This is a genomic window from Arthrobacter sp. AL05 (assembly GCF_029960715.1).
Classification (GTDB): Bacteria; Actinomycetota; Actinomycetes; order Actinomycetales; family Micrococcaceae; genus Arthrobacter.
This window is the reverse complement of sequence record NZ_JASBRC010000004.1, coordinates 55,149-77,933: the sequence shown is the minus strand read 5'-3', so window position 1 is coordinate 77,933 and position 22,785 is coordinate 55,149. Positions and strand designations below refer to the sequence as shown.

Below are 22,785 nucleotides of genomic sequence, written 5' to 3'. Positions count from 1 at the left end.
CGAGAATTCCACCAGGTCATGGGAAGGCACAGCGGCGTCAAGGCGCCGGACGGCGCCCGGATCCTCGTCGCCCGCAGCCCGGACCGGGCAGCGGGCCTGGTCAGTGCCCTGCGCGGCGTCGGCGCCGAACCCGTGCTGCTTCCGCTGATCGATTTCGAGCTGGCCAGGGACCAGCATTCCCTGGATGTAGCCTTCGACGCCCTCGGTGCCGGTGCGTACGCTTGGCTGGTCGTCAGCAGCGTGACAGCTGTCCAGGCGCTCGAGGCCAAGGCCACCGAACGGGGTACCAACCTCGCTGCCTGGCTTCCGGGCAGCCTCATGGTCGCCACGATCGGACCCGCCACCCGGCACTACCTCGAAACCCGGGGAGTCGCCGTCGACCTGGCACCCGCCGGCCAGCAGTCCGGTGCGGGACTTCTCGATATCTGGCCCGCACACCAGGGCAGTGTATTCCTGCCGCAGGCAGATATCGCGGACCCCCGGCTCCGCCGCGGGCTGGCGGCCCGCGGCGCCTTCGTCCAGGCCGTGACCGCCTACCGCACCGTAGACTACCCGGCCGACCCGCGCCGGAGCCTGGCCTTCTGTCAGCCGGCAACACTCCCGGACCCCGGCCCGGACCGGCCCGCCGAAGCCGCTGTCCTTACCCCGGCGCAGGCGAAAAACGAAATCGACGCCGGTCTGCTGGACGCCGTTGTTGCTGCTTCCCCCAGTGCCGTCCGGCGCATCCACGAGGACCTTTCCCCGCTGGGCGCATGCCGGTTCGTGGCCATCGGACGCTCGACCGCCGCCCAGGCTCAGTCACTCGGCCTCAGCGTCGCCGCCGTGGCCGAGGAGCCCACCGCCTCCGGTCTGGTGGCAGCCGTTATTCGCGCGCTGGCCAAGGAATCGCCCCCACACCATCCGCCCGCAGAGCCCACAGCAAAGGACACCATATGAGCTTCCCGACCCACCGCCCCCGCCGGCTCCGCACCACCCCTGCATTGCGCCGGCTGACAGCCGAACACCGGCTCTCGGCCGCCGAACTCGTCCTGCCCGCCTTCATCCGCGAAGGGCTGACCGAGCCGAACCCGATTTCCTCGATGCCCGGCGTCCAGCAGCACACCACCGAGACGCTCAAACGCGCCGCCAGCGAGGCCGTGGAGCTCGGCGTTGGTGGCATTATGCTCTTTGGAATCCCCGCCGTCCGCGACGCCACCGGCACCGCCGCCCTGGACCCTGACGGAGTGCTTAACAAGGCCATCCGGGACGTCCGTGCCGAAGTCGGCGACGAGCTGGTCATCATGAGCGACGTCTGCCTGGACGAATTCACCGACCACGGGCACTGCGGAGTCCTCGACGCCAGCGGTTACGTGGACAACGACGCCACGCTGGAGATCTACGCCCGGATGGCCGTGGCCCAGGCCGAGGCCGGCGCCCACGTGCTCGGCCCGTCCGGGATGATGGACGGCCAGATCGCAGTCATCCGACAAGCCCTCGAGGAAGCCGGCCACACCACCACCGCCGTCGTCGCCTACGCCGCGAAATACGCCTCGGCGTTCTACGGTCCGTTCCGTGAGGCCGTTGATTCCCAGCTCACCGGTGACCGGCGGACCTACCAGATGGACGCCGCGAACCGCCGCGAAGCGGTCCTCGAAGTGGAACTGGACCTCGAAGAAGGCGCCGACATGGTGATGGTCAAGCCAGCCATGAGCTACCTCGATATCCTCGCCGACGTCGCCGCGATGAGTCCGGTGCCGGTCGCGGCCTACCAGATTTCCGGCGAGTACTCGATGATCGAAGCTGCCGCGGCCAACGGCTGGATCGACCGCCGGGCCGCCATCACCGAATCGGTACTTGGCATCAAACGGGCAGGCGCCAACATCGTCCTCACCTACTGGGCCAGCGAACTTGCCGGCTGGCTGAAAGAGTCCCGGTGAGCCCCGTGACAGGGTCCGATCCCGCTTCCGCGCCAAACCCCACCGCCCCGGTGGGCCCGGGGCGCATCCTGCTGGGCCTGAACACCTTCGGCGACATCGGGGTCTTCCCCGACGGACACCCCGTCCCGCACGCCCAGGTACTGCGCCAGCTGCTGGAGCAGGCCGAACTCGCTGACCAGGTGGGGCTCCATGCCTTCGGCGTAGGGGAGCACCACCGCCGTGACTTCGCCGTCTCCGCCCCCGAAGTGTTCCTCGCCGCGGCGGCAGCCCGGACCCGGAGCATCCGGCTCGGCTCCGCAGTCACCGTGTTGAGCTCCGATGACCCCATCAGGGTTTTCCAGCGCTTCTCCACCGTGGACGCCATCTCCAACGGCCGGGCCGAGGTGATGCTGGGCCGCGGCTCCTTTGTGGAGTCCTTCCCGCTCTTCGGACTCAACCTCGCCGATTACGAGGTCCTGTTCGAGGAGAAGCTGGAGCTCTTCGACAAAGCCCGCGCCCAGCAGCCCATCCACTGGGAGGGACGCACCAGGCCGTCCATCAGCGGTCTGAGTGCCTACCCGCCGCTGGAACACCACCTGCTGCCGGCCTGGATCGGCGTCGGCGGAACCCCTGAATCGGTGCTGCGCTGCGCCGAATACGGGTACCCGATCATCTTCGCAATCATCGGCGGAGAGCCGCGGTCCTTCGCCCCGCTGGCGAATCTGTACCGCGATGCGATGGCCAAATACGGCCACCCGATGCAGCAGATAGCCACCCATTCGCCCGGCCACATTGCCGCTACCGACGAGGAAGCACGGGAGGAGTTCTTCCCGCACTGGCTCGGCCAGCGCAACCTGATCGGTGCCGAGCGCGGCTGGGGTCCCGGCAATCGCGCCGAGTTTGACGCGATGTGTACCCAAGAGGGCGCCCTCTACGTCGGCTCGCCGGACACCGTCGCGGCCAAGATCGGCCTGCTCAAGCACAACCTCGGCGTGGACCGCTTCGACCTCAAATACAGCAACGGCACCCTGCCGCACACGGCGATGATGCGCTCGATCGAGCTGTTCGGCACCGAGGTGGCACCCCGGGTTGCCTCGTTGCTGGCCGGGTCTTCACCGCAGAACTGAAAGAATAGGAACCATGACTTCCAGCCACCCTCGCAACGAGGCACTCTTCGACCGCGCCCGCCAGCTGATGCCGGGCGGTGTTAACTCGCCAGTCCGTGCGTTCGGCTCCGTCGGCGGCACACCGCGGTTTATGGTCTCCGCCAAGGGCCCCTATCTGACAGATGCCGATGGCGCAGAATACGTGGACCTGGTCTGCTCCTGGGGCCCGGCACTGTTGGGTCATGCACACCCGGAGGTCCTCGCCGCGGTGCATGCCGCCGTCGACCGGGGGCTGTCCTTTGGCGCCTCGACGCCGGATGAGGCCAATCTCGCGGCTATCGTGCAGGAACGTGTTCCTGCCGCCGAGCGGGTCCGGATGGTCTCCACCGGCACCGAGGCCACCATGACCGCCGTCCGGCTGGCCCGCGGCTTCACCGGCCGGAACCTCATCATCAAGTTCGCCGGCTGCTACCACGGACACCTCGACGGGCTCCTCGCTGCGGCCGGCTCGGGCCTGGCGACTCTCGCGCTGCCGGGTTCGGCCGGCGTCACGGCCGCCACCGCAGCCGAAACCCTCGTCCTGCCCTACAACGACCTCGCCGCCGTCGAGGCCGCCTTCGCCCAGCACGGACCCAACATCGCCGCCGTCATCACGGAGGCGGCGCCGGCCAACATGGGCGTCGTCACCCCGGGTGAGGGGTTTAATGCCGGCCTGTCGCGCATCACCGGCGAGCACGGCGCCTTGCTGATCCTCGATGAAGTCCTGACTGGATTCCGGACCGGCTACTCGGGCTACTGGGGCCTCACTGGCGGTGCCGCCGGCGCGGCCCAGCCCTGGACCCCGGACCTGCTGACGTTCGGCAAGGTCATCGGCGGCGGAATGCCGGCCGCGGCCCTCGCCGGCCGCGCAGAGGTCATGGACTACCTGGCGCCGTTGGGCCCCGTCTACCAGGCCGGCACGCTCTCCGGAAACCCGGTGGCCATGGCCGCCGGCGTCGCCACCCTCACCCACGCCAACGCCGGAGTCTACTCCTTTGTGGACGCCCGCTCGCTGGAGCTCTCCGCGGCACTGTCCTCGGCACTGGGCGCGGCAGGGGTGGACCATTCGATCCAGCGAGCCGGGAACCTGTTCTCGGTGGCGTTTGGCACCTCGGCGCGCGGCGTACACAACTACGACGACGCCCAGGGCCAGGAAGTGTTCCGCTACGCGCCGTTCTTCCACTCCATGCTCGACGCCGGGGTTTACCTCCCGCCGTCGGTCTTCGAGGCCTGGTTCCTCTCCGCCGCGCACGACGACGCCGCGATGAACCGGATCTTCGATGCCCTGCCGGCCGCCGCCAAGGCAGCGGCGGCCGCGAAGGCGTAGCTCCGGCGGGCCCCACGGCCCGTACTGCCCATCCGGTATCGAGCTTAAACAGCTGTGGGGCACCCGCCGCGGCGGGTGCCCCACATGCTTAAGCGGCCGTCCCGCGCTCTAGAGGACGTCCGAAAGGAATCCCTGCAGGCGTTCCGTGCGCGGATCGGTGAAGATCTGTTCCGGCGGCCCGGACTCGACGACGACGCCGCCGTCCATAAACGTCACGGTGTCCGAGACGTTCCGGGAGAAGCCCATCTCGTGAGTCACCACGACCATGGTCATACCACCCTTGGCGAGGTCGGCCATCAGCGCCAGCACACCCTTGACAAGTTCCGGGTCGAGCGCGGACGTAGCCTCGTCGAAGAACATCACTTCGGGTTTCATGGCCAAAGCCCGCGCTATCGCCACCCGCTGCTGCTGACCTCCGGAGAGATTGGCGGGGCGGGCATCCGCCTTGTGCTTGAGCCCCACGAGGTCAAGCTGGGCAACTGCCTCCTCGCGGGCCTGCTCCTTGGACATTCCGCGGAGCTTGCGCAGTGCCAGCGAGACGTTTTCCACCACGGTCTTGTGCGGGAACAGATTGAATTGCTGGAAGACCATACCGATCCGCCGGCGCAGCTCGTCGGGGTTGTCCTGAAGCACGGACTTCCCGTCGAGGAGGATGTCGCCCTGGTCGGGTTCGATCAGCCGGTTCATAACCCGCAGAAGCGTTGACTTACCTGAGCCGGACGGCCCGATAACGGAAGCCGTTGTGCCCTGCCCAACGTGCAGGTCGATGCCGCGGAGGACGTGGTTCGCCCCGAACGACAGGTGGATGTTTTTTGCTGTCAGCGACCCGGAAGCAAACTCGCTCATGCCGGGGCCCCCTTTCCGACCTTGGCGGCCGCGTCATCGGGTTCCTTTTTTTCCGGCCGGCCCGAACGCAGGCGGCCATCAATCCAGTTCACGAAGTGTGTTAATGGAACCGTCAGGGCCAGGTAGAAGACCGCCGCGGCAACATACGGGGACAGGTTCCCGCTGGTCGACGCCGCATCCTTGCCGATCTGGAAGATTTCCCGTTCCGAGGCCAGCAGGCCCAAGAGGAAAACCAGCGAGGACTCCTTGATCAGGGCGATGAACTGGTTAACCAGTGCGGGCAGAACCCGCCGGATGCCCTGGGGCACAACCACCAGCCGCATCGAGGGGCCATAGCCGAATCCCAGGGCGCGGGTGGCTTCGAGCTGTCCCTTGTCCACGCTCTGGATGCCGGAGCGGAAAATCTCACCGATGTAAGCTGCCGACATCAGCGACAGTGCCGCCACCGCCATCGGGTACGGGCTCGTCGATCCGGTCAGTTGCCGAATGATCGGACCGAAGCCGAAACCGATCACGAGGATCGTCAGCACCGGCGGCAGCCCACGCAGGATGTCGGTGTAGACACGCGCGATCCAGCGCACCGCAGCGTTCCTGGAGATACCCATCAGGGCAAGCACCATCCCGAGCAGCGTTCCGATGATGCCGGAAGTGATTGCCAGGACGATCGTATTCGGCAAGCCGACCGCGAACATCATGGGGATGACTTCGCCCATCGCCTTCCAGTCGAGGAAGGTGTCGCCAAGTTGTTTGAGGATATCCAGGAGGTTCATAGACGGCCCGGGCTACTTTGCCGGAATCTGGACGGCCTTGCTGCCCGGCTTCCAGCCCTGCGGGGTCTGCTCCGCCACGGTGGGACGGTCCGTGTACCACTCGGACGTCAGCTTGGTCCACGTGCCGTCGGCGATCACTGCATCCAGGCCGGCGTTCAGCGCCTCGATAAGGGCCTTGTTGTCCTTGTTCACGGCGTAGGCCGTGAAGTTCTGGGTATTTACGACCTTCTCGGCGATTTTGGTCTTGTCGCCTTCCTTGACCTGGCCTGTTGCCTGCTGGGACGGGGCCACCCACGCGTCCACCTGGCCGTTCTTCACGCTGGCGTAGACCGTGTTGTAGTCAGGGAAGCGGACAGGCTCAAGTTTAAGCGTATTGGTGACGTAGTCATCCTGCACGGTGCCCTGGACGACGCCGACGCGTACGCCGGCCTTAAGGTCATCGAAGGACTTGACCTGGGCGTTGTCCTTTGTCACGACAGCCATGTAGCCGAAGTCGTAGCCATTGGTGAAGCCAACCGTTTCGCGGCGCTTGTCGGTCGTGGAAATCGAGGATGATCCGGCGTCGAACTGTTTGTTGTTGACTTGTGAGAGCAACGCGGAGAAGTCGGTTGAAGCGAATTCGACCTTGAGGCCCAGCTTGTCGCCGATCGCACGCATCAGCTCGTTGTCGTAGCCGGTGAACTTACCGGAGGGATCGATGAAGATGTTCGGCGGCGCATCCGAGAGGGTGCCGACCCGCAAGGTGCCCTCGGTGATCAAGCCAAGTTTCGTCTTGTCGATCGTGTCCAGGGGAGTGATGTCAGCGGTCGTGTACTTGTCCAGCGAAGTCTGGTCGCTGCCGGCGAGTGCGTCAGTGGGTGAGCCGGACGGTTGCGCTGATCCGCCGCCGCAGGCCGCCAGGGACACAGCCACAGCGATCGCCACAGGAACAGTAGTCAGCCACTTCATGGCTTTGGTTTTCATCATGCAATCGCTTTCGTCAGGAGTGTGTGGTCCGCGGGGGCAACGCCGCGCCCGGGCGCAGGGCGCGGACGGACCGGGGACAGCAAGCCGCAAAATATAAGTGTGACACCTGACCCGAAGGCGAATTCAAAGCGAATTTATGCTCTCGATCTCCCTTCGATGCCGAATTAAGTTCATGCGCCTTAGTAGTGCCACGGTATCTGAGCCGTCCGGGCAGGGTGCGACGGAACGAATGACGTGCAGGCCCGGTCCCGCCCGGCGCCGCAAGGGCTGTGATTTCCGTCGCACTTGGCCGGTTTTCGGGGCGTTGAGGGCTATAGCGTGCCGCCATGCCCGTCAGTGTTTCGGCGCGTGACGTGCTCTTTGTCCTAGAAATCCCCGCGGCTGGCGTCTTCCGGCGGCAGCACCGGCCAGTCGCCCTCGATCACGGCGGCGGGTTTGGTTTTGCGCAGGTAGGTCTGAAAATCCGACGCCTGGGCCGAGGCCCACTCGATCTGGAGCTGGTGCAGGTGGCTGGCCGGCATCCGGAGCTTCGGGAACTTCCCTGCCATGGCGTCGAGCATACGGAGGGTGGCGAGGGCGTCCGCCGCTGAGGTGTGGGCATTGTCCAGGTTCACCCCGTACTCCTCGCAAAGGGCTGTCAGCGTGCGCTTGCCTTTGCGGTACCGGTCGACCTGCTTGTTCATGATGTACGGATCCAGGACGGGAAAACGGCTCAACTGCGGGACACCGTAGCGGGCCGATTCGGCGGCGAGCACGGTGAAGTCGTAGCTGGCGTTGAAGGCGATGACCGGCACTCCCCGGTCGAAGAGCTCTTGAAGCGCTGCGGCAACCTCCCGCGTCACTTCGGCGGCAGGGCGGCCCTCGCTGCGGGCCCGTTCTGTCGTGACGCCATGGATGTCACTGGCCTCGGTCGGGATCTCGACTCCCGGATCGGCGAGCCACTCGTGCTCGTTGATGATCCCGCCGTCGTTGTCCACCACAGTGATGGATGCCGTGACGATCCGTGCGGAGCGCGAGTTCCGACCTGTGGTTTCGAGGTCGAAGGCCGCGCGGGGGAGGGTGTTCCAAGTGCTCATGCATCAACGCTACCTGCTGCCACCGACAGGAACGCGCCAGCGTTTGTGCCCGGCACGGCGTCGGCGGTGCCTACCGCAGCCGTCCGGCTGGCGGGGCGGGTTGGGGTGGGGCGGGTTGGGGTGGGGAGGACTGTCGGGACTGCCGCGCCGCTAGGCTGGAGTGATGAAAGCGGAGTATGTGGAGGCGGTGCTGGATGTGGTGGCGCTGATCCCCGCAGGCGCCGCGGTGGCCTACGGCGACATCGCGGAACTCCTCGGTTCCGGCGGCCCCCGCCAGATTGGCGCCGTGATGAGCCACCACGGCAGCGCGGTTCCCTGGTGGCGGGTCCTGAAGTCCAGCGGCGAGGCGCCTCCCGGACACGAACGCGAGGCCCTTGCCCGGTACCTCCGGGAAGGCACCCCGCTGCTGGGCGAGTACAAAAAGTACCTGCACTCCGGTGAGGGGCGTTTCCGGGTGGACCTGATGGCTGCCCGCTGGGCGCCGACGGGCAGTGATTTCGACGCCATCGACGCCGCCGCAGAGCGGCTGGAACGATCCTTGCGCAAACTGTCGGTCCCTGATGATGAAATGACTGTGTGAGCAACCCCAGCAAGAACGCCGAGTCCCGCCCGCCCGTCACACGGCCCGCAACATCTCCACCGGCTTCCCTGGCTCAGGCACCAGGAGGGTCCGAAGCCGGGACGCGCCGAGCTGCCAGGCCGGGCGGCTCCGGTTCCGCGCTCCGACTGCTGCCGCCAAAAAAACTGCACAACGCTGTGCCTGTGTTGTCGGCAGACCAGCTCGCCGCCGTCGACGTCCCACACGGCTCCGGCCCCGTTCTGATCCCGGGAGCGCCGGGAACCGGCAAGTCCACTGTGCTCGTTGAGGCCGCCGTCCGGCGGGCCCGGCGCGATGGACTCGATCCGGAACGGATCCTCATCCTCGCCCCCGGACGCCTTGCCGCCGATTCGCTCAGGGACCGCTTTACGGCCCGGCTGGACCGCAGTTTAAGTACGACGCCGGCACGCACCTGGGCTTCATACGCCTTCGATCTGATCCGGCGCGCCAAAGCGGAAGGGATCCTGCCGCTGCCGCGTCCGCCGAAACTCCTCTCCGGCCCGGAACAGGACCTGATCATCAAGGAACTGCTGGAGGGCCACGCGGAGCCCGGACTTGAGCTGCCCTGGCCCGAGGACCTGGCGGCCGCACTGCTGACGCGGGGCTTCCGCCAGGAAGTCCGCCAGCTCTTTGACCGGATCATCGAATCCGGCCGGACGGCCGAGGACCTTGTGGTCCTGGCGCGACGTTGCCACCGGCCGGACTGGGTTGCCGCAGCCGGACTCTATGCGGAGTACCGCGACGTCCTGGACCTGCGGATGCCGGAATCCTTCGACCCGGCCGGCATCATCACCGCGGCCCGGCAGATCTTCCAGGACGAGCCGGACTTTCTGGCCGCTGAACGCGACCGGCTCCAGCTGATCCTGGTGGACGACATGCAGGAAGCCAACCCCGCCGTATTCGAGCTGCTCGCGGACATCGCCGCCGGCAAGGAAGCGCTCATTACCGCATCGCCGGACACCGTAGTCCAGGGTTTTCGCGGCGCCCGCCCGGACCTTGTCGCGGAGCTCCCCTGGTTGCTGGCCCCCGTCGACGGTGTTGTGATCGAACGGCCGCTCCGGACCGCGCACCGCCACAGCCCGGCGGTTGCTGAGGCCTGGCTTTCGGTTGCCGGACGGATCTCCAGCAGGGCCGGCGGGCAGTCCGCTCGCCAGCTCGAGCAGCCGCCCGCACCGGATCCGGACCCGGGAACCGCCGCCGGAGCCGTTGAAGCGCACCTGCTGCCGTCGCCGGTGCACGAACTGCGCTACGTGGCACAACGGATCCTGGAAGCCCAGCTCACCGACGGCCGCGACCTCGGTGACATCGCCGTGGTCGTGCGCAACGGCGGCCAGCTCAGCCAGCTGCAGCGCTACCTCGCGGGTCAGGGGATCCCGGTCCGGATCCCGGTGGCGGAATCCGCTGTCCGCGACGAAGTCGCCGTCCGGCCCCTGCTCAATGCCTATGCCGTTGTGTTGGACCCTGCCGCACTCAGCCCCGAAGCGGCAGTGGCGCTGCTGACCTCGCGGATCGGCGGGGCCACCGCGATCGAGCTGCGGCGCCTCCGCCAGTCCCTGCGCCGGGAGGAGCTCCTGGGCGGCGGCGGCCGCACCAGCGATGTGCTCCTCGTCGAGGCCCTGCTGGAACCGGGCGCGCTCGGGACCCTCGGCATTGAGGGCACCTCTGCACGACGGATTGCACGGATGATCCAGGCTGGCCGGGTTGCCGCCCAGGCTCCGGGCGGCAACGCCGAAACGGTGCTCTGGGCACTCTGGAACTCCACCGGTCTTGCCGCGCGTTGGACCGAGGCGGCGCTGGCCGGCGGATCGGCGGGTGCCCGTGCTGACCGGGACCTCGATGCCATGATGGCCCTTTTCCACACGGCGGAGCGCTTTGTGGACCAGCTGCCCGGGTCCGGACCCGAGCAGTTCCTCGAGTACCTGCTCAGCCAGGAACTCCCGATGGACACCCTCGCGGCACGGGCCCAGCTGGAGGACGCCGTTGAACTTATGACCCCGGCCAGCGCTGCCGGCCGGGAATGGCCCGTCGTCATCGTCCCCGGCCTGCAGGAAGGCGTATGGCCAAACACCAGGCTCCGCGGCGAACTGCTCGGCAGCACACTCTTCGCGGACGCCGTCGAGCACGGCGTGGAATACGCCCTGCAACTGGATCCCCTCAGCAGGCTGCGCGAAATCCGCTACGACGAGCTGCGCAGCTTCTCCACTGCTGTGTCGCGGGCCACGGAGCAACTGATCTGCACGGCCGTGTCTTCCGAGGATGAACAGCCGTCGTCGTTCCTGGACTACGTGGTGCCGCTCCGCCCCGGCCAGGACCGGCGCGCTTTCACCCAGGTTGAGCGCCCTCTTACCCTGCGCGCCCTCGTCGCCGAGCTGCGCCAGTACGCCCAGCTCGACGCCGGAACTCCGGAAGCCCTGGAAGCCTCCGACGTTCTTGGCACATTGGCCGCGGCTGAGCCCGCCGTACCCGGCGCGCATCCCGCGAGCTGGTGGGGGCTGGCCCCGCTGTCCACGGACGATCCCGTTGTTCCCCCAGGCGGCACTGTCTACGTCTCGCCTTCGAAGGTGGAGACGGTGCAGAAGTCGCCGCTGGACTGGTTCGTCCAGGCTGCCGGCGGCGAAGCCGCCACCGACTTTGCCCGCAGCCTGGGCACCCTGGTCCACGCCATCGCGCAGGACCTGCCCGATGCTTCGGGCGGTGAATACGTGGCTGAGCTCATCCGCCGCTGGCCGGCGTTGGGGATGAAGGACAACTGGGAAGGCAAACTGGACTTCCAGCGCGCCGAAACGATGGTTCGTAAACTTGCCCAGTACGTGCTGGTGATGCGCAGCGAGGGACGGTCCCTGGTCGGCGTCGAGCTGGACTTCGAAGTCAAGCTCCCGGACCTTGGGGCCGGGAACGGAACGGCCGGCGCTGACGCGGGCGCCGACGGGGGCCCTTGGCCTGCCCGCCCGGCCGTGCTGCGCGGCCAGGTCGACCGGCTGGAGATCGACGCCGAGGGCCGGCTCGTTGTGGTGGACCTCAAGACCGGCAAACGGCAGCCGGGCAAAGCCGAGCTGGCGCGGCATCCGCAGCTGGGAGCGTACCAGGCTGCGGTGCTGGCCGGAGGTTTCGCCGGTTCCGACGACGGCCCGCCCCCGCTGCCCGGCGGTGCCGTCCTGGCCCAGCTGGGAACCGGCACCAAAAGCCCTGGCATCCAGTCCCAGGCAGCGCTGGACCCCGCGGAAAACTGGGCACTGGACATGGTCGGCGACGCTGCCCGGGTGATGTCCGGGAGCGCTTTCGAGGCCCGCCATGATCCGTCCAAAAGTGGCCACGGTGGCCACGGCTGCCGCCTTCCCGAAGTCTGCCCGCTGTGCCTGCGGGGAAAGCAGGTTACCGAATGAGCACCGAAACTGCCCGTTCCGCCGTTGCACCGGCAGCACTTCCAGTCCCCAGGTTCACCCCGGCGGAGCTCTCGGCCCTGCTGGGGGAGACCAACAGCCCTACAGCCGAACAGTCGCAGATCATTTCCTCACCCCTGTCGCCGCGGCTCGTTATTGCCGGCGCCGGTTCGGGCAAGACCGCCACGATGGCAGACCGCGTGGTGTGGCTTGTCGCCAACGGCTGGGTCCGTCCGGAGGAAGTCCTCGGCGTAACCTTTACGCGCAAGGCGGCCGGCGAACTGGCCAGCCGGATCCGCGCCAAGCTGGCGGCGCTGCAGCGTATCGCCGCGTCCGACACGCAGAATCAGGTGTTCCCCGCCGGGCTGCTCAGTACCGATGCACTTGAACCCAAGGTCTCCACCTACCACTCCTACGCCAGCGGCATTGTGTCGGACTACGGGCTGCGGCTCGGCGTCGAACGCGACGTTGTGCTCCTCGGCGGCGCCCAGGCCTTCCAGCTCGCCAGCGAAGTCGTGGAAGCCTACGACGGCGACTACGAACACTTCCGATCCGCAAAATCCACCCTGGTCAAGGCAGTCATCCAACTGGCGGGCGAGTGCGCTGAGCATCTCCAGGAACCCGCCGGCGTCCGCCGCTGGCTGCTGGAGCGGGTGGCCGAGTTTGAGCAGCTGCCCTACCTCGCAACCGCCACAAAGAATCCCAGCCAGGCCGTCGCCGAGCTCAGCGGACTGCTGCGCACCCGGGCCAGCGTCGCGGACATGGTGGGGCGCTATACGGACGCCAAGCGTGCCCGCGGTGCCCTCGACTTCGGGGACCTCGTGGCCCTCGCCGCCCGTGTGGCCAACGAGATTCCGCTCGCCGCGGAAACCGAACGCCAGCGCTATAAGGTGGTGCTGCTCGACGAATTCCAGGACACCTCACACGCCCAGCTTGTCCTTTTCTCCCGGTTGTTCAGCGACGGCCATGCGGTCACCGCGGTGGGCGATCCCAATCAGTCGATCTACGGCTTCCGCGGAGCCTCCGCCGGCCAGCTCTTTCATTTCGTCCGCGAATTCCCGGCGCGGCTCGGAGCCGGCGAAAGACCAGCCGGCGTCGGTACCGGTGCCGACGCGGCAGACAGCACGGCGGGCTTTGCCCTCGCGCCGACGTCCTACCTCACCACGGCATGGCGCAACGGCCGGACCATCCTCTCGGCCGCCAACGTCATTTCCGCGCCGCTCAGCGCCGCCGCGGCCCGGACCGGCCCGGCCGGTGAACGGGACAAGGCCGGGGGTGTCGAGGTGCCGCCGCTGCAGCCCAGCCCCGCCGCGGTCCAGGGCCGCGTGGTGATGGGCCGGTTTGGCACCGATGAGGATGAGGCCGCGGCGATCGCGGGCGACGTGTTGAAATTCAGGGTGACAGACTTCAGCGGGACGGCAGGGGAGCCTGAACCGCCCGCCATGGCGGTTCTGTGCCGCCGGCGCGCCCAGATGGAATGCATTCGCCGCGAATTCGAAGTGCGCGGGATCCCCTATGAAATCGTCGGGCTCGGCGGTCTGCTGGACACCCCCGAAATCGTGGACCTGGTTGCGACCCTCCGGGTACTGGCCGACCCCGGACGGTCCGATTCGCTGATGCGCCTGCTGGCCGGGGCACGCTGGCGGATCGGGCCCGCGGACCTGATGGCCCTGCGCGACTGGTCCAGCTTCCTGGCCCGGCGCCGCGGCCGCCCCGGCGCCGCTGACGACGACGTTACCGTTGACGACGGCGCGGAGGCGGTGGTGATCGAGGGCGACCTCACGGACGCCGCGAGCCTGATCGAGGCACTCGACTGGCTCCCGCGTGCGGGCTGGACCTCCGTGCACGGCCGCCAGCTCGGTGCCGAGGCGCTGGAGCGTCTCCTCCGGCTTTCGGCGGAGCTCCGGCAGTTGCGCGGCTATATGGGTGACGACCTGACCACCCTGCTTGGTGAGGTGGAGCGGGCGATGCTCCTGGACATCGAGGTCGCCGCACGGCCGGGGATCAGCATTCACCAGGCCCGCCGCAACCTGGACGCCTTCCAGGACGCTGCTGCCGGCTTCCTGCACACGTCCCAGCGGGTGGATGTGCTGGCGTTCCTGGCCTGGTTGGAGGCCGCGGCCGCCGAAGAGAATGGCCTGGATGCCGCGGCGCCCGAAGTGAACCATGAAGCCGTGCAGCTACTGACGGTACACGCTTCCAAAGGCCTGGAATGGGATGTGGTATTTGTGCCCGGGCTCAATGCCGGGGCCTTCCCGAGCAGCCGGGACTCGCGCTGGAGCAGCGGCAGCGCCGCACTGCCCTGGCCGCTGCGCGGGGACCGCTCGGACCTTCCGCAATGGGACCTCGACCACCCTGACCAAAAAGGCTGGCTCGACGCCGAAAAGGACTTCAAGTCCGCCGTGCAGGTTCACGGCGAGGCCGAGGAACGTCGGCTCGCGTATGTGGCCTACACACGCGCCAAACATGTGCTCTGGGTTTCCAGCGCCGCCTGGGTCGGCTCGCGGGCCGGGATGGCGGACATGTCGCCGTTCCTGGCCGAACTTGAGGTGCTCGCCGCCGGCGGCGCCGCCGTGATCCACCCGTTGTCCGTCAGCGAGGAATCATTGCCGCAGGAGAGTCCGTTGACCTCGGAACTGGAGGTCGCGGGGTGGCCGTATGATCCGCTGGAGGGGCCCGTTGATCCTCGCAGCGGCGCCCGGCTGCGCCTCATTCCCGGCCGGCGGACGGCCATGGAGTCCGCTGCCGGGCGGGTGTTGGGATCCATGGGTCCGAAAGTGCCGCCGGATGCCGGGCCGGATGCCGACGCCGGTGTCGCCGGAGCAGACACACGCCGGCAGCTGCGTGGCCCCGCGGCCGGGTGGGCGGACGAGGCAGCGACCCTGCTGGAGCGCCGTTCCCGTCGGAGCACGGTGCAGGACGTTCACCTGCCGGGGCACATCTCCGCGTCCACCCTGGTGGATCTCGAGGACGACGCAGGCTCCGTCGTCGCGAGGCTGCGCCGCCCGGTACCGCGGGAGCCGGGTATGTCGGCCCGCAAGGGCACCGCATTCCACGCCTGGGTCGAAGAGTACTTCGGCGCAGCCGGCATGCTGGACCTGGAGGAAGCTGCCGGTTCCGATGGCCACATCGATGCAGCCTACGGGCTGGACAGTATGGTCGAGACGTTCCGCCAGTCCGAGTGGGCCGATCGCGCCCCGGCGTACGTGGAGGTTCCGGTGGAGACCCGGGTCGGTGATGTGGTGGTCCGGGGCCGGATCGATGCGGTCTTCCGGGACTCCGACGGCGGGTGGGATCTGGTGGACTGGAAGACCGGCCGCCGGCCGTCGGCCGTCCAGTTGAAGACCAAATCTGTCCAGCTGGCCGTCTACCGGCTGGCCTGGGCCCGGCTCAAAGAAGTCCCGCTGGACCAGGTTCGGGCGGCGTTCTACTACGTGGCCGACGACGCAGTAGTCAGGCCGCACGATCTGGGTTCGGCCGAACGGCTCGAACAAATCGTCGCCGCTGCCCTCGGAACCGGCTAGCGGGTCTTCGGCTCGACGATCGCGAGCGAGGTCGTGGAGGTGTCGTCGGCCGGGTTCGCCGCCTCCGTCACCGGGGCGGCTTCGTCGGCGGGGGCGGTTTTTTCCCCGCCCACGACGGCGATCGACTGGGTTGAGGAGTCCTCGATTGCGCCCGCGGGGGCCGGTTCGTCGGGGATTGCAGTGACGGAGACGCTGGCTCCTGCGGTGCCAGCGGGCCGGTCGACGTCCGCGGCACTGTCGTTCGCTGCATCGTCCGCACCGGCGGTTCCGAGGGGGATCGGTGTGACCAGGACGGCGGGTGCGGCGCTGCCCGCCGGAACAGCGGCAAGCCTTGAATCCGGTTCCGGGGCCGGTACGGGCTGGGGGAGCGGTTCAACGCTGATCGGCTGCCCGCCGTGTTCCGCGACGTCCTCGGCGAGTGCGGTGAGCATGGATTCCGCCTCGTCGATCATGTCCTGGTTTGCGGCGGCGATGCCCTTAACGAGGTACTGCGCCAGGGCGAATTCGGCGGACAGCGCCGCTCGCCGCAGCAGGTGCGCGTCCGGTACGTCGCGCCGGGAAGAGGTGTAGTGGGTTAGTACGGATTCCACAAATTCATGGTCGTTGGACGCGACCAGCCAGGCCATGTCATCGGCCGGGTCGCCGATCCGCAAGTCTGTCCAACCGGTCACGGCGGTCACACGGTCGCCGTCCACCAGCAGGTTGTCCTCGTGCAGGTCGCCGTGGACCACACACGGATTGAAGCGCCACAGGGACACGTCTTCCAGGGCGTGTTCCCAGCGTCGCAGCAGCAGCGCGGGAATCATGCCGGTGGTCGCGGCCTGGTCCAGTTCGTTGAGGCGGCGCTGACGGAACTCGTTCGGGGTGTAGCTTGGCAGGTCGGCGTTGCTGACCAGTGAGTGGGGCAAGTCGTGGATGGCGGCGAGGGCCGCCCCGATTTCGCGGGCCACGGCCGATGATGCGGCGCCGAGTTCCTCGACTGATCGGGTGGATCCGGCCAAATGGGAATACACGAACGTGCTCAGCGGTCCCTGTCGGACGGTCCCGGCGACGGTTGGCATCAGGAAAGGAAGCTCTGCCCGGACGCCGGGGGTGAAAGCGCGCAGTATCAGGAATTCAGTTTCCAGGCGGGCGCTGGCCTCGGCATGGCGCGGCGAGCGGACGCGCCAGCGCTTGCCCTCGGAATCCAGCAGGAGTGCCGAATCGAAGTCTGCCGGATCGTCGGGCGCAGAGCTGACGGCGGTCGGTGTCAGCCCGGGCACTGCCGCGGTTGCCACAGCTGCCAGTTCGATTGGTTTTCTTCTCACGCTCCCACGGTAGATTGAGCGGCGCCCAAGACGGCGATGCAGCACGGCGAGTCTGAAAGATCGGGAATAATTTGCGGTGTGGTGCCGCGGTGCCGCGTGCGTCTCCGCGTGTGGCTGCCCACATACGGGGCGAACAAATGTCAATTGTCAGCGGGAGTCAGTACGGTAGGTACATGAGTCTTGCGGAGAATTCGGCACCAGAGAACCACCCCCGCGACGCCGCCTCAGCCTCCCCGCCTGCAGCCTTGGCCGCCAACCTGCTTCACGACGCAATTCTTCCGGTCCGCCCGGCGCTGATTGACCGCGGTTCCGCAGCACGGCTGAAGCCGGGAATGCTCGAGGAGCTCATCGCTGGCGGCGGCGCCCGGGCCATGGTGCTCTCCGGCCGGCAGGCCCTCATCGACGGCAGCAGCCTGGTGCTGCTGGACGCGGCAGAACTTGCCCGCCACCTGAAGGACACGGCGTACGCCCCGGAGCAGCTGATTTACCTGGGAATGGCACTGCCCGGATCGGACCTTGCGGCGGGCACCCAGTTGGTCCTCTTTATCCTGCCGCAGCAGTTCGAGGTTCAGGCCGAGGAATTCGAAGCCCACATCGCCGGCATCCCCCGGGGTGCGCAGTGGGCGGGATTCCGCGAAGTGGCCGCCGCCCTGAACCCCGCGGACACCGCCCTCTTCATCGAAGCCAGCGCCATCGCCAACTGGCATGCCACACATACCCACTGCCCGCGCTGCGGCACCGCTACAACGACGGAGAGCGGAGGCTGGGTCCGCCGTTGTCCCGCCGACGGATCGGAACACTATCCGCGCACCGATCCGGCCATCATCGTCACAGTGGTGGGTCCGGACGGCCGGCTGCTGCTCGGCGGCGGCGGCCCGCTCGATGCGAAGAACTATTCCACCCTGGCCGGCTTCGTCGAACCGGGGGAGTCGCTGGAGCAGGCAGTAGTGCGCGAGATCGGTGAGGAAGTGGGCGTGCGGGTCTCCGCCTGCCAGTACCTCGGTTCCCAGTCGTGGCCCTTCCCGGCCTCGCTGATGCTCGGTTTCACGGCCACCACCGCGGACGCAGAAGCCACACCCGACGGCGTCGAAGTGACCCGGGCACGCTGGTTCAGCCGAAGCGAACTGCAAGCGGCAGTACTCAGCGGAGAGATCGTCATCTCCAGCAGATTGTCCATCGCCCGTGCCCTGATCGAACACTGGTACGGCGGGCTCATCCAGGACCGTGCGGACAACGTATGAGGAGCCCCTCCTGACCACCTGCACCGGCATCCCCGCGCTGAGGGTCCCGCCGCGTATCCACCGCACACCCTCAAACGACTGAGCAGCAACAGTGAACAAAGATCTCTTCCAGTCCAGTGACTTCCCGGCAGTTCGGCCAGACGACCGCCCGGATGCCGAGCCTCCGGCGCCGGACAACCGTTCCCTTGAGGAACGCATCCTCGGCGGCCTGGACGCTGAACAGCGGGAAGTTGCCAGTACCCTGCAGGGCCCCATGTGCGTCCTCGCCGGGGCAGGCACCGGCAAGACCCGCGCCATCACCCACCGAATCGCCTACGGGGTGCACTCCGGCGTCTACAACCCGCAGCGGCTGCTGGCTGTCACCTTCACCTCGCGGGCCGCGGCGGAAATGCGCAGCCGACTCCGGGACCTCGGTGTCGGGAACGTTCAGGCCCGCACGTTCCACGCCGCCGCGCTGCGCCAACTCCAGTTCTTCTGGCCCCAGGCCGTTGGCGGCGTCCTGCCAAACCTGCTGGACCACAAGGCCCAGATGATTGCCGAAGCGGCACGGCGGTTGCGGCTCAGCACCGACCGCGCGTCCATCCGCGATTTGGCCTCGGAAATCGAGTGGGCCAAGGTCTCCATGCTGACGCCCGCCAACTACCTGGAGAAAGCCCAAGGCCGCGGCGCCCCGGGCGGCTTTGACCTGACCGCCGTCGCCCGTGTCTTTCAGTCCTACGAGGACGTCAAAACGGACCGGAACGTAATCGACTTTGAGGACGTCCTGTTGATCACTGTGGGCATCCTGCAGGAGGACCCGAAAGTCGCAGCCACCGTCCGGGAGCAGTACCGCCACTTCGTTGTTGACGAGTACCAGGATGTTTCGCCGCTGCAGCAGCGGCTGCTGGAGTTGTGGCTTGGCGGCCGGGACGAGCTCTGCGTCGTCGGGGACGCCAGCCAGACCATCTACTCCTTCACGGGCGCCTCGCCGAAGCAGCTGCTTGGTTTTAAGGCCCAGTACCCTCAGGCCGCAGTGGTCAAGCTGATCCGCGACTACCGCTCCACCCCGCAGGTGGTACGGCTCGCCAATGAGTTGTTGGCCGGCCGGCGAAGCGCCGGGCCAGCCGCCGACGCTGCCTGGGCCACGCCTCTGCAACTCGTGGCGCAGCGCCCGACCGGACCGGTGCCGCAATTCACCGAGTGTTCCGATGACGAAGCCGAAGCCGCAACCGTCGCCGTGAAGGTCCGTGAACTCCTTGACGCCGGCACTCCGGCCAGCCAGGTCGCCGTGCTGTTCCGCACCAACGGGCAGTCCGAGGCCTATGAGCAGGCACTGGCCTCGGCCGGTATCGGCTACCAGTTGCGCGGCGGTGAACGGTTCTTTGCCCGCAAGGAGGTCCGCGACGCCATCCTGCAGCTGCGGGCGGCTACCCGGGCCGTCTCCGAAACGGCCAGCCCCGAGCCACTGGGACAGTTAGTCCGCGACATCGTCGCCTCGCTCGGCTATACGGACTCGGCTCCGCACAGCGGCGGCGCGCTCCGGGAACGCTGGGAATCGCTCGCTGCGCTGGTTGCGCTGGCCGACGAACTCGTGATCAGCCGCGGCGGAGCGTTCACCCTGGCGGATTTCGTCAATGAACTTCAGGAACGCTCCCTGGCCCAGCACGCCCCCACCGTCCAAGGTGTCACGCTTGCCTCGCTGCACGCCGCCAAGGGCCTCGAATGGGACGCGGTGTTCCTCGTGGGGCTCAGCGAGGGTCTGATGCCGATCTCCTTCGCCGACAGCCCCGAATCCGTGGATGAGGAACGGCGCCTGCTGTACGTGGGGATCACCAGGGCCAGGGAACACCTGTTCCTGTCCTGGTCCACCGCGCGCACCCCGGGCGGCCGCGCCAACCGAAAGCCCTCGCGGTTCCTCGACGGCCTGCGGCCCGACTCTGTGGCCAGCTCCTCGGTCCGCGGCAAGGGGGCCGCGCCGCGGCGCAAGGCGGCCGTGCCCGCTACCTGCAGGGTCTGCGGCACCATGCTCTCCTCCGGTGCCGAACGCAAGGTGGGCCGGTGCAACCAGTGCCCGCCCAGCTACGAGGAGCAGACTTTCGACGCGCTCCGGCAGTGGCGCAAGGAAAAAGCGCTCGAAGCCGACGTCCCGGCTTTTGTGGTGTTCACCGACGCCACGCTGACTGCCATTGCCGAAGCACGGCCGGACTCCCTCGAACAGCTCGCCACTCTTCCCGGGGTGGGGCCGTCGAAGCTGGAGAAGTACGGCGAGGCAGTCCTGGCAGTGCTGGTCGAAAGCACCACACTCTAGTGGCCGGGAGCACCACGCGGGCAAGCGGCCCGGCAGCGTCCGCACCCACACCCCTCACCACCACCGACGGCTCGCCGGTGGAAGTGCGGCGCTCCGCGCGTCGACGCCGGACCGTTGCCGCCTTCTGGGAAAACGGCACCGCAGTTGTCGCCATACCGGCCAGCTTCAGCCGGGCCCAGGAACGCGAGTGGGTGCACCGGATGCTTGAGAAGCTGCGGCGCCAGGGGGAGCGCAGCGCCGGGCGACGCCGTCCGCGAAACGATGCCGCCCTCGGGGCGCACGCCGCCGCACTCTCCGCAAAGTACCTGGGCGGCCGGGCCGAACCGTCCTCGGTCCGGTGGGTGGGCAACCAGAACTCCCGTTGGGGGTCCGCGACGCCGTCGGAAGGGACCATCCGGCTCTCTGACAAGCTTCAGCCCATGCCGCAGTGGGTCATCGACTATGTGCTGTTGCACGAATTGGCGCACCTGCTGGTCGCCGGCCACAACGCGGCGTTCTGGCGTTTGCTCGAGGCCTACCCGGAGACTGCCCGGGCCAGGGCCTTCCTTGAGGGGGTTTCTTTCGCGACATCGCGCGGCCTGGCGCCCGGCAGCACAGACAATGGCACGGACGGCACAGCCGCAGGCGTTTCCTGCGGATAGCGCCTTGGCCCACCCCGGCCGGAAACGCAGCCGGGGGCGGGCGACTGGCTGTTTAGGACTTGGGCGTGTCGCCTGCGTCGGTTGCGTCGTCAGGGCCGGCACCGCCGGGTTCTTCCCCGGCCGGCCGGTCGCCGCCGGGTTCGTCGAAGCCGCCGCTCAGCAGCTTCTGGAGGGCGTCGTCAACCTCAGAGTCGCTGGCTTCGGCCAGCTTCCGGCGTTCGCTGAAGCCTTTGGGATCGTCCAGGTCTTCGGCGGTGGGCAACAAATCGGGGTGCTGCCAGATCGCGTCGCGGCCCTCGGTCCCGCGTTCCTCCTTGAGCGAGGCCCACAGTGCTGCGGCTTCCCGCAGCCGGCGCGGACGCAGCTCCAGACCTACCAGGGAGGAGAACGCGTGTTCAGCCGGTCCGCCCGAGGCGCGGCGGCGCCGCACGGTCTCCCGGAGCGCCGCGGCCGCGGGCAACAGCTTCTCTGTGGCCGCCCAGCTCAGTTCATCAACCCATCCCTCCACGAGTGCCAGGGCGGTCTCAAGTTTTTCGAGCGCCTGGTCCTGGGCGGGGGTTCGCTGGGGCATAAAGACGCCTTGGGACAGGGCCTCCTGGATACCCTCCGGATTGGCCGGATCCAGATCGCGGGCGAGTTCGTCGATTTTCGAGGTGTCGATGTGGATGCCGCGTGCATAGGCCTCGATCGCGCCGAGCAGGTGACCTCGCAACCAGGGGACCTGCACAAAGAGCCTGGCATGGGCCGCCTCCCGGACCGCAAGGAACAGCAGGATGTCGTGTTCCGGCAGGCTGAGGCCCTCGCCGAATTTGGCCACGTTGGCCGGCAGCAGTGCCATTTCGAGATCGGCCAGCGGCACACCGATATCCGTCGAGCTGACCACCTCGGCGGACAGTGCACCGATGGCCTGGCCCAGCTGCATGCCGAAGATCGCCCCGCCCATGTTCTGCAGCATGGAGGAGGCACCGCCCATCATGGACTTCATTTCCTCCGGCATCTGCTCCGTCATGGCTGTGGAGAGTGCCTTGGCGACGCTGTCGGCCACCGGTTCGGTCAGCCGTTTCCAGGTTCCGAGAGTTTCCTCGACCCACTCGGCCCGGGACCACGCCCGGCCGATCAGTCCGGTGGCCGGCAGGTCCGTGACCTGGTCAAGCCATAGTTCCGCGAGCCGCAGCGCCTCATCGACCTCGCGGGACTGCTGTGCCGTGATGGACGGGTCGGCGCCGCTGGCGGCCACCCGGCGGGCGTTTTCATGGGCCAGCTCCCAGTTCACGGGGCCCTCGGAGGATGAGCTCATCATGGCCTGAACCTGGGAGAACATCTGGGCCAAAAGCTTGGGATCGTCCGGAAGGCCCGCGGCTTTTGCTAATTCCGCGGGGTCGATGTTCCCCATTCCCTGCCCGCCCATCAGGTTCTTCAGCATTTCGGCCAGCGGATCCTTGGGTTCCTCGTCGCCGTTGGACGGATTAAGTGGGTTGGAGGTCATGATCCCGCCGATCGTCGGTGTGGCTGCTTCTGAGGTTCACGCTACCCCGCAGCCAGCAGGCTGTCTGCTGAAACGACTGCGCGTTCGCTGTCGGCAAAGAGCCAGGCCGGCCGCCGAGCGCGTAGTGTTGGGAACTGGAATATTGGCAGGCGCAAGCCGCGGCGCATTCTGCGGACGCAGTGCGCCAATCGGGGGTCCGCGGGGCTCCCGCGCGGCGGCACGGGGAGGTCCATCAGTGACAACTACGCAGGGTGAGCAGGCCGGCAGCCAGGTCGGGGGCCGACGGGCACTCCTCG

General features: G+C 67.8%; 16 protein-coding genes. 10 read left to right on the top strand and 6 right to left on the bottom strand.

The window, feature by feature from the left end:
• Positions 1-18: 18 nt before the first annotated feature.
• From QK287_RS06675 to hemL, 4 genes are read left to right on the top strand one after another with little or no spacing between them, the layout of a single operon-like run.
• Positions 19-936 carry a uroporphyrinogen-III synthase gene (locus QK287_RS06675; RefSeq protein WP_226776137.1) on the top strand — a complete coding sequence of 306 codons (918 nt, stop codon included), beginning with the start codon at positions 19-21 and terminating at the stop codon, positions 934-936.
• Positions 933-1,916 (top strand): porphobilinogen synthase, encoded by a 984-nt coding sequence (hemB, locus tag QK287_RS06670; RefSeq protein ID WP_282359634.1) that lies wholly within the window; start codon positions 933-935, stop codon positions 1,914-1,916. The genes QK287_RS06675 and hemB overlap by 4 nt, the downstream gene beginning before the upstream one ends.
• Positions 1,913-3,022, top strand: a complete 1,110-nt coding sequence (locus QK287_RS06665; protein ID WP_226774985.1) for an LLM class flavin-dependent oxidoreductase — start codon at positions 1,913-1,915, stop codon at positions 3,020-3,022. The genes hemB and QK287_RS06665 overlap by 4 nt, the downstream gene beginning before the upstream one ends.
• A 13-nt stretch (positions 3,023-3,035) precedes the next feature.
• Entirely contained in the window at positions 3,036-4,367 is a 1,332-nt protein-coding gene (gene hemL, locus QK287_RS06660; RefSeq protein ID WP_226774984.1) for a glutamate-1-semialdehyde 2,1-aminomutase, read from the top strand.
• Positions 4,368-4,475: 108 nt separating this feature from the next.
• Here hemL and QK287_RS06655 read toward each other — a convergent pair whose 3' ends face one another.
• The 4 genes from QK287_RS06655 to QK287_RS06640 form a co-directional block, all read right to left on the bottom strand.
• A complete protein-coding gene (locus QK287_RS06655) occupies positions 4,476-5,213 on the bottom strand; it encodes an amino acid ABC transporter ATP-binding protein (RefSeq protein ID WP_226774983.1) in 738 nt (245 codons plus the stop codon).
• Positions 5,210-5,974 (bottom strand): amino acid ABC transporter permease, encoded by a 765-nt coding sequence (locus QK287_RS06650; RefSeq protein WP_226774987.1) that lies wholly within the window; start codon positions 5,972-5,974, stop codon positions 5,210-5,212. The genes QK287_RS06655 and QK287_RS06650 overlap by 4 nt, the downstream gene beginning before the upstream one ends.
• A gap of 21 nt (positions 5,975-5,995) precedes the next feature.
• On the bottom strand, positions 5,996-6,946 hold the full coding sequence (locus tag QK287_RS06645) for an ABC transporter substrate-binding protein (RefSeq protein ID WP_226774986.1): 951 nt from the start codon (positions 6,944-6,946) through the stop codon (positions 5,996-5,998).
• Positions 6,947-7,314: 368 nt separating this feature from the next.
• On the bottom strand, positions 7,315-8,025 hold the full coding sequence (locus tag QK287_RS06640) for a 3'-5' exonuclease (RefSeq protein WP_226774982.1): 711 nt from the start codon (positions 8,023-8,025) through the stop codon (positions 7,315-7,317).
• 163 nt (positions 8,026-8,188) lie between these two features.
• On the opposite strand from QK287_RS06640, the gene QK287_RS06635 reads away from it, so the two are divergent.
• From QK287_RS06635 to QK287_RS06625, 3 genes are all read left to right on the top strand, one after another.
• Entirely contained in the window at positions 8,189-8,605 is a 417-nt protein-coding gene (locus tag QK287_RS06635) for an MGMT family protein (protein WP_226773808.1), read from the top strand.
• A gap of 182 nt (positions 8,606-8,787) precedes the next feature.
• Positions 8,788-12,006: an ATP-dependent DNA helicase gene (locus QK287_RS06630; RefSeq protein WP_309485674.1), complete on the top strand. Its 3,219-nt coding sequence runs from the start codon at positions 8,788-8,790 to the stop codon at positions 12,004-12,006.
• Positions 12,003-15,527: an ATP-dependent DNA helicase gene (locus QK287_RS06625; RefSeq protein ID WP_226773809.1), complete on the top strand. Its 3,525-nt coding sequence runs from the start codon at positions 12,003-12,005 to the stop codon at positions 15,525-15,527. Before QK287_RS06630 ends, QK287_RS06625 begins: the two co-directional genes overlap by 4 nt.
• On the opposite strand, the gene QK287_RS06620 is transcribed toward QK287_RS06625, so the two are convergent.
• Positions 15,524-16,834, bottom strand: coding sequence for a phosphotransferase (locus QK287_RS06620; protein ID WP_282359633.1), 1,311 nt, complete (start codon positions 16,832-16,834; stop codon positions 15,524-15,526). The genes QK287_RS06625 and QK287_RS06620 overlap by 4 nt on opposite strands.
• Positions 16,835-17,007: 173 nt before the next feature.
• On the opposite strand from QK287_RS06620, the gene nudC reads away from it, so the two are divergent.
• From nudC to QK287_RS06605, 3 genes are all read left to right on the top strand, one after another.
• Positions 17,008-18,075: an NAD(+) diphosphatase gene (gene nudC, locus QK287_RS06615; RefSeq protein ID WP_282359632.1), complete on the top strand. Its 1,068-nt coding sequence runs from the start codon at positions 17,008-17,010 to the stop codon at positions 18,073-18,075.
• A 196-nt stretch (positions 18,076-18,271) separates the two neighbouring features.
• Entirely contained in the window at positions 18,272-20,362 is a 2,091-nt protein-coding gene (locus QK287_RS06610; RefSeq protein ID WP_226773818.1) for an ATP-dependent DNA helicase UvrD2, read from the top strand.
• Positions 20,362-21,003, top strand: a complete 642-nt coding sequence (locus QK287_RS06605; protein ID WP_282359631.1) for a M48 family metallopeptidase — start codon at positions 20,362-20,364, stop codon at positions 21,001-21,003. The genes QK287_RS06610 and QK287_RS06605 overlap by 1 nt, the downstream gene beginning before the upstream one ends.
• A 52-nt stretch (positions 21,004-21,055) precedes the next feature.
• Here the strand turns inward: QK287_RS06605 and QK287_RS06600 are convergent, their stop codons facing one another.
• Positions 21,056-22,489 (bottom strand): zinc-dependent metalloprotease, encoded by a 1,434-nt coding sequence (locus QK287_RS06600; protein WP_226773813.1) that lies wholly within the window; start codon positions 22,487-22,489, stop codon positions 21,056-21,058.
• Positions 22,490-22,785 lie beyond the last annotated feature (296 nt).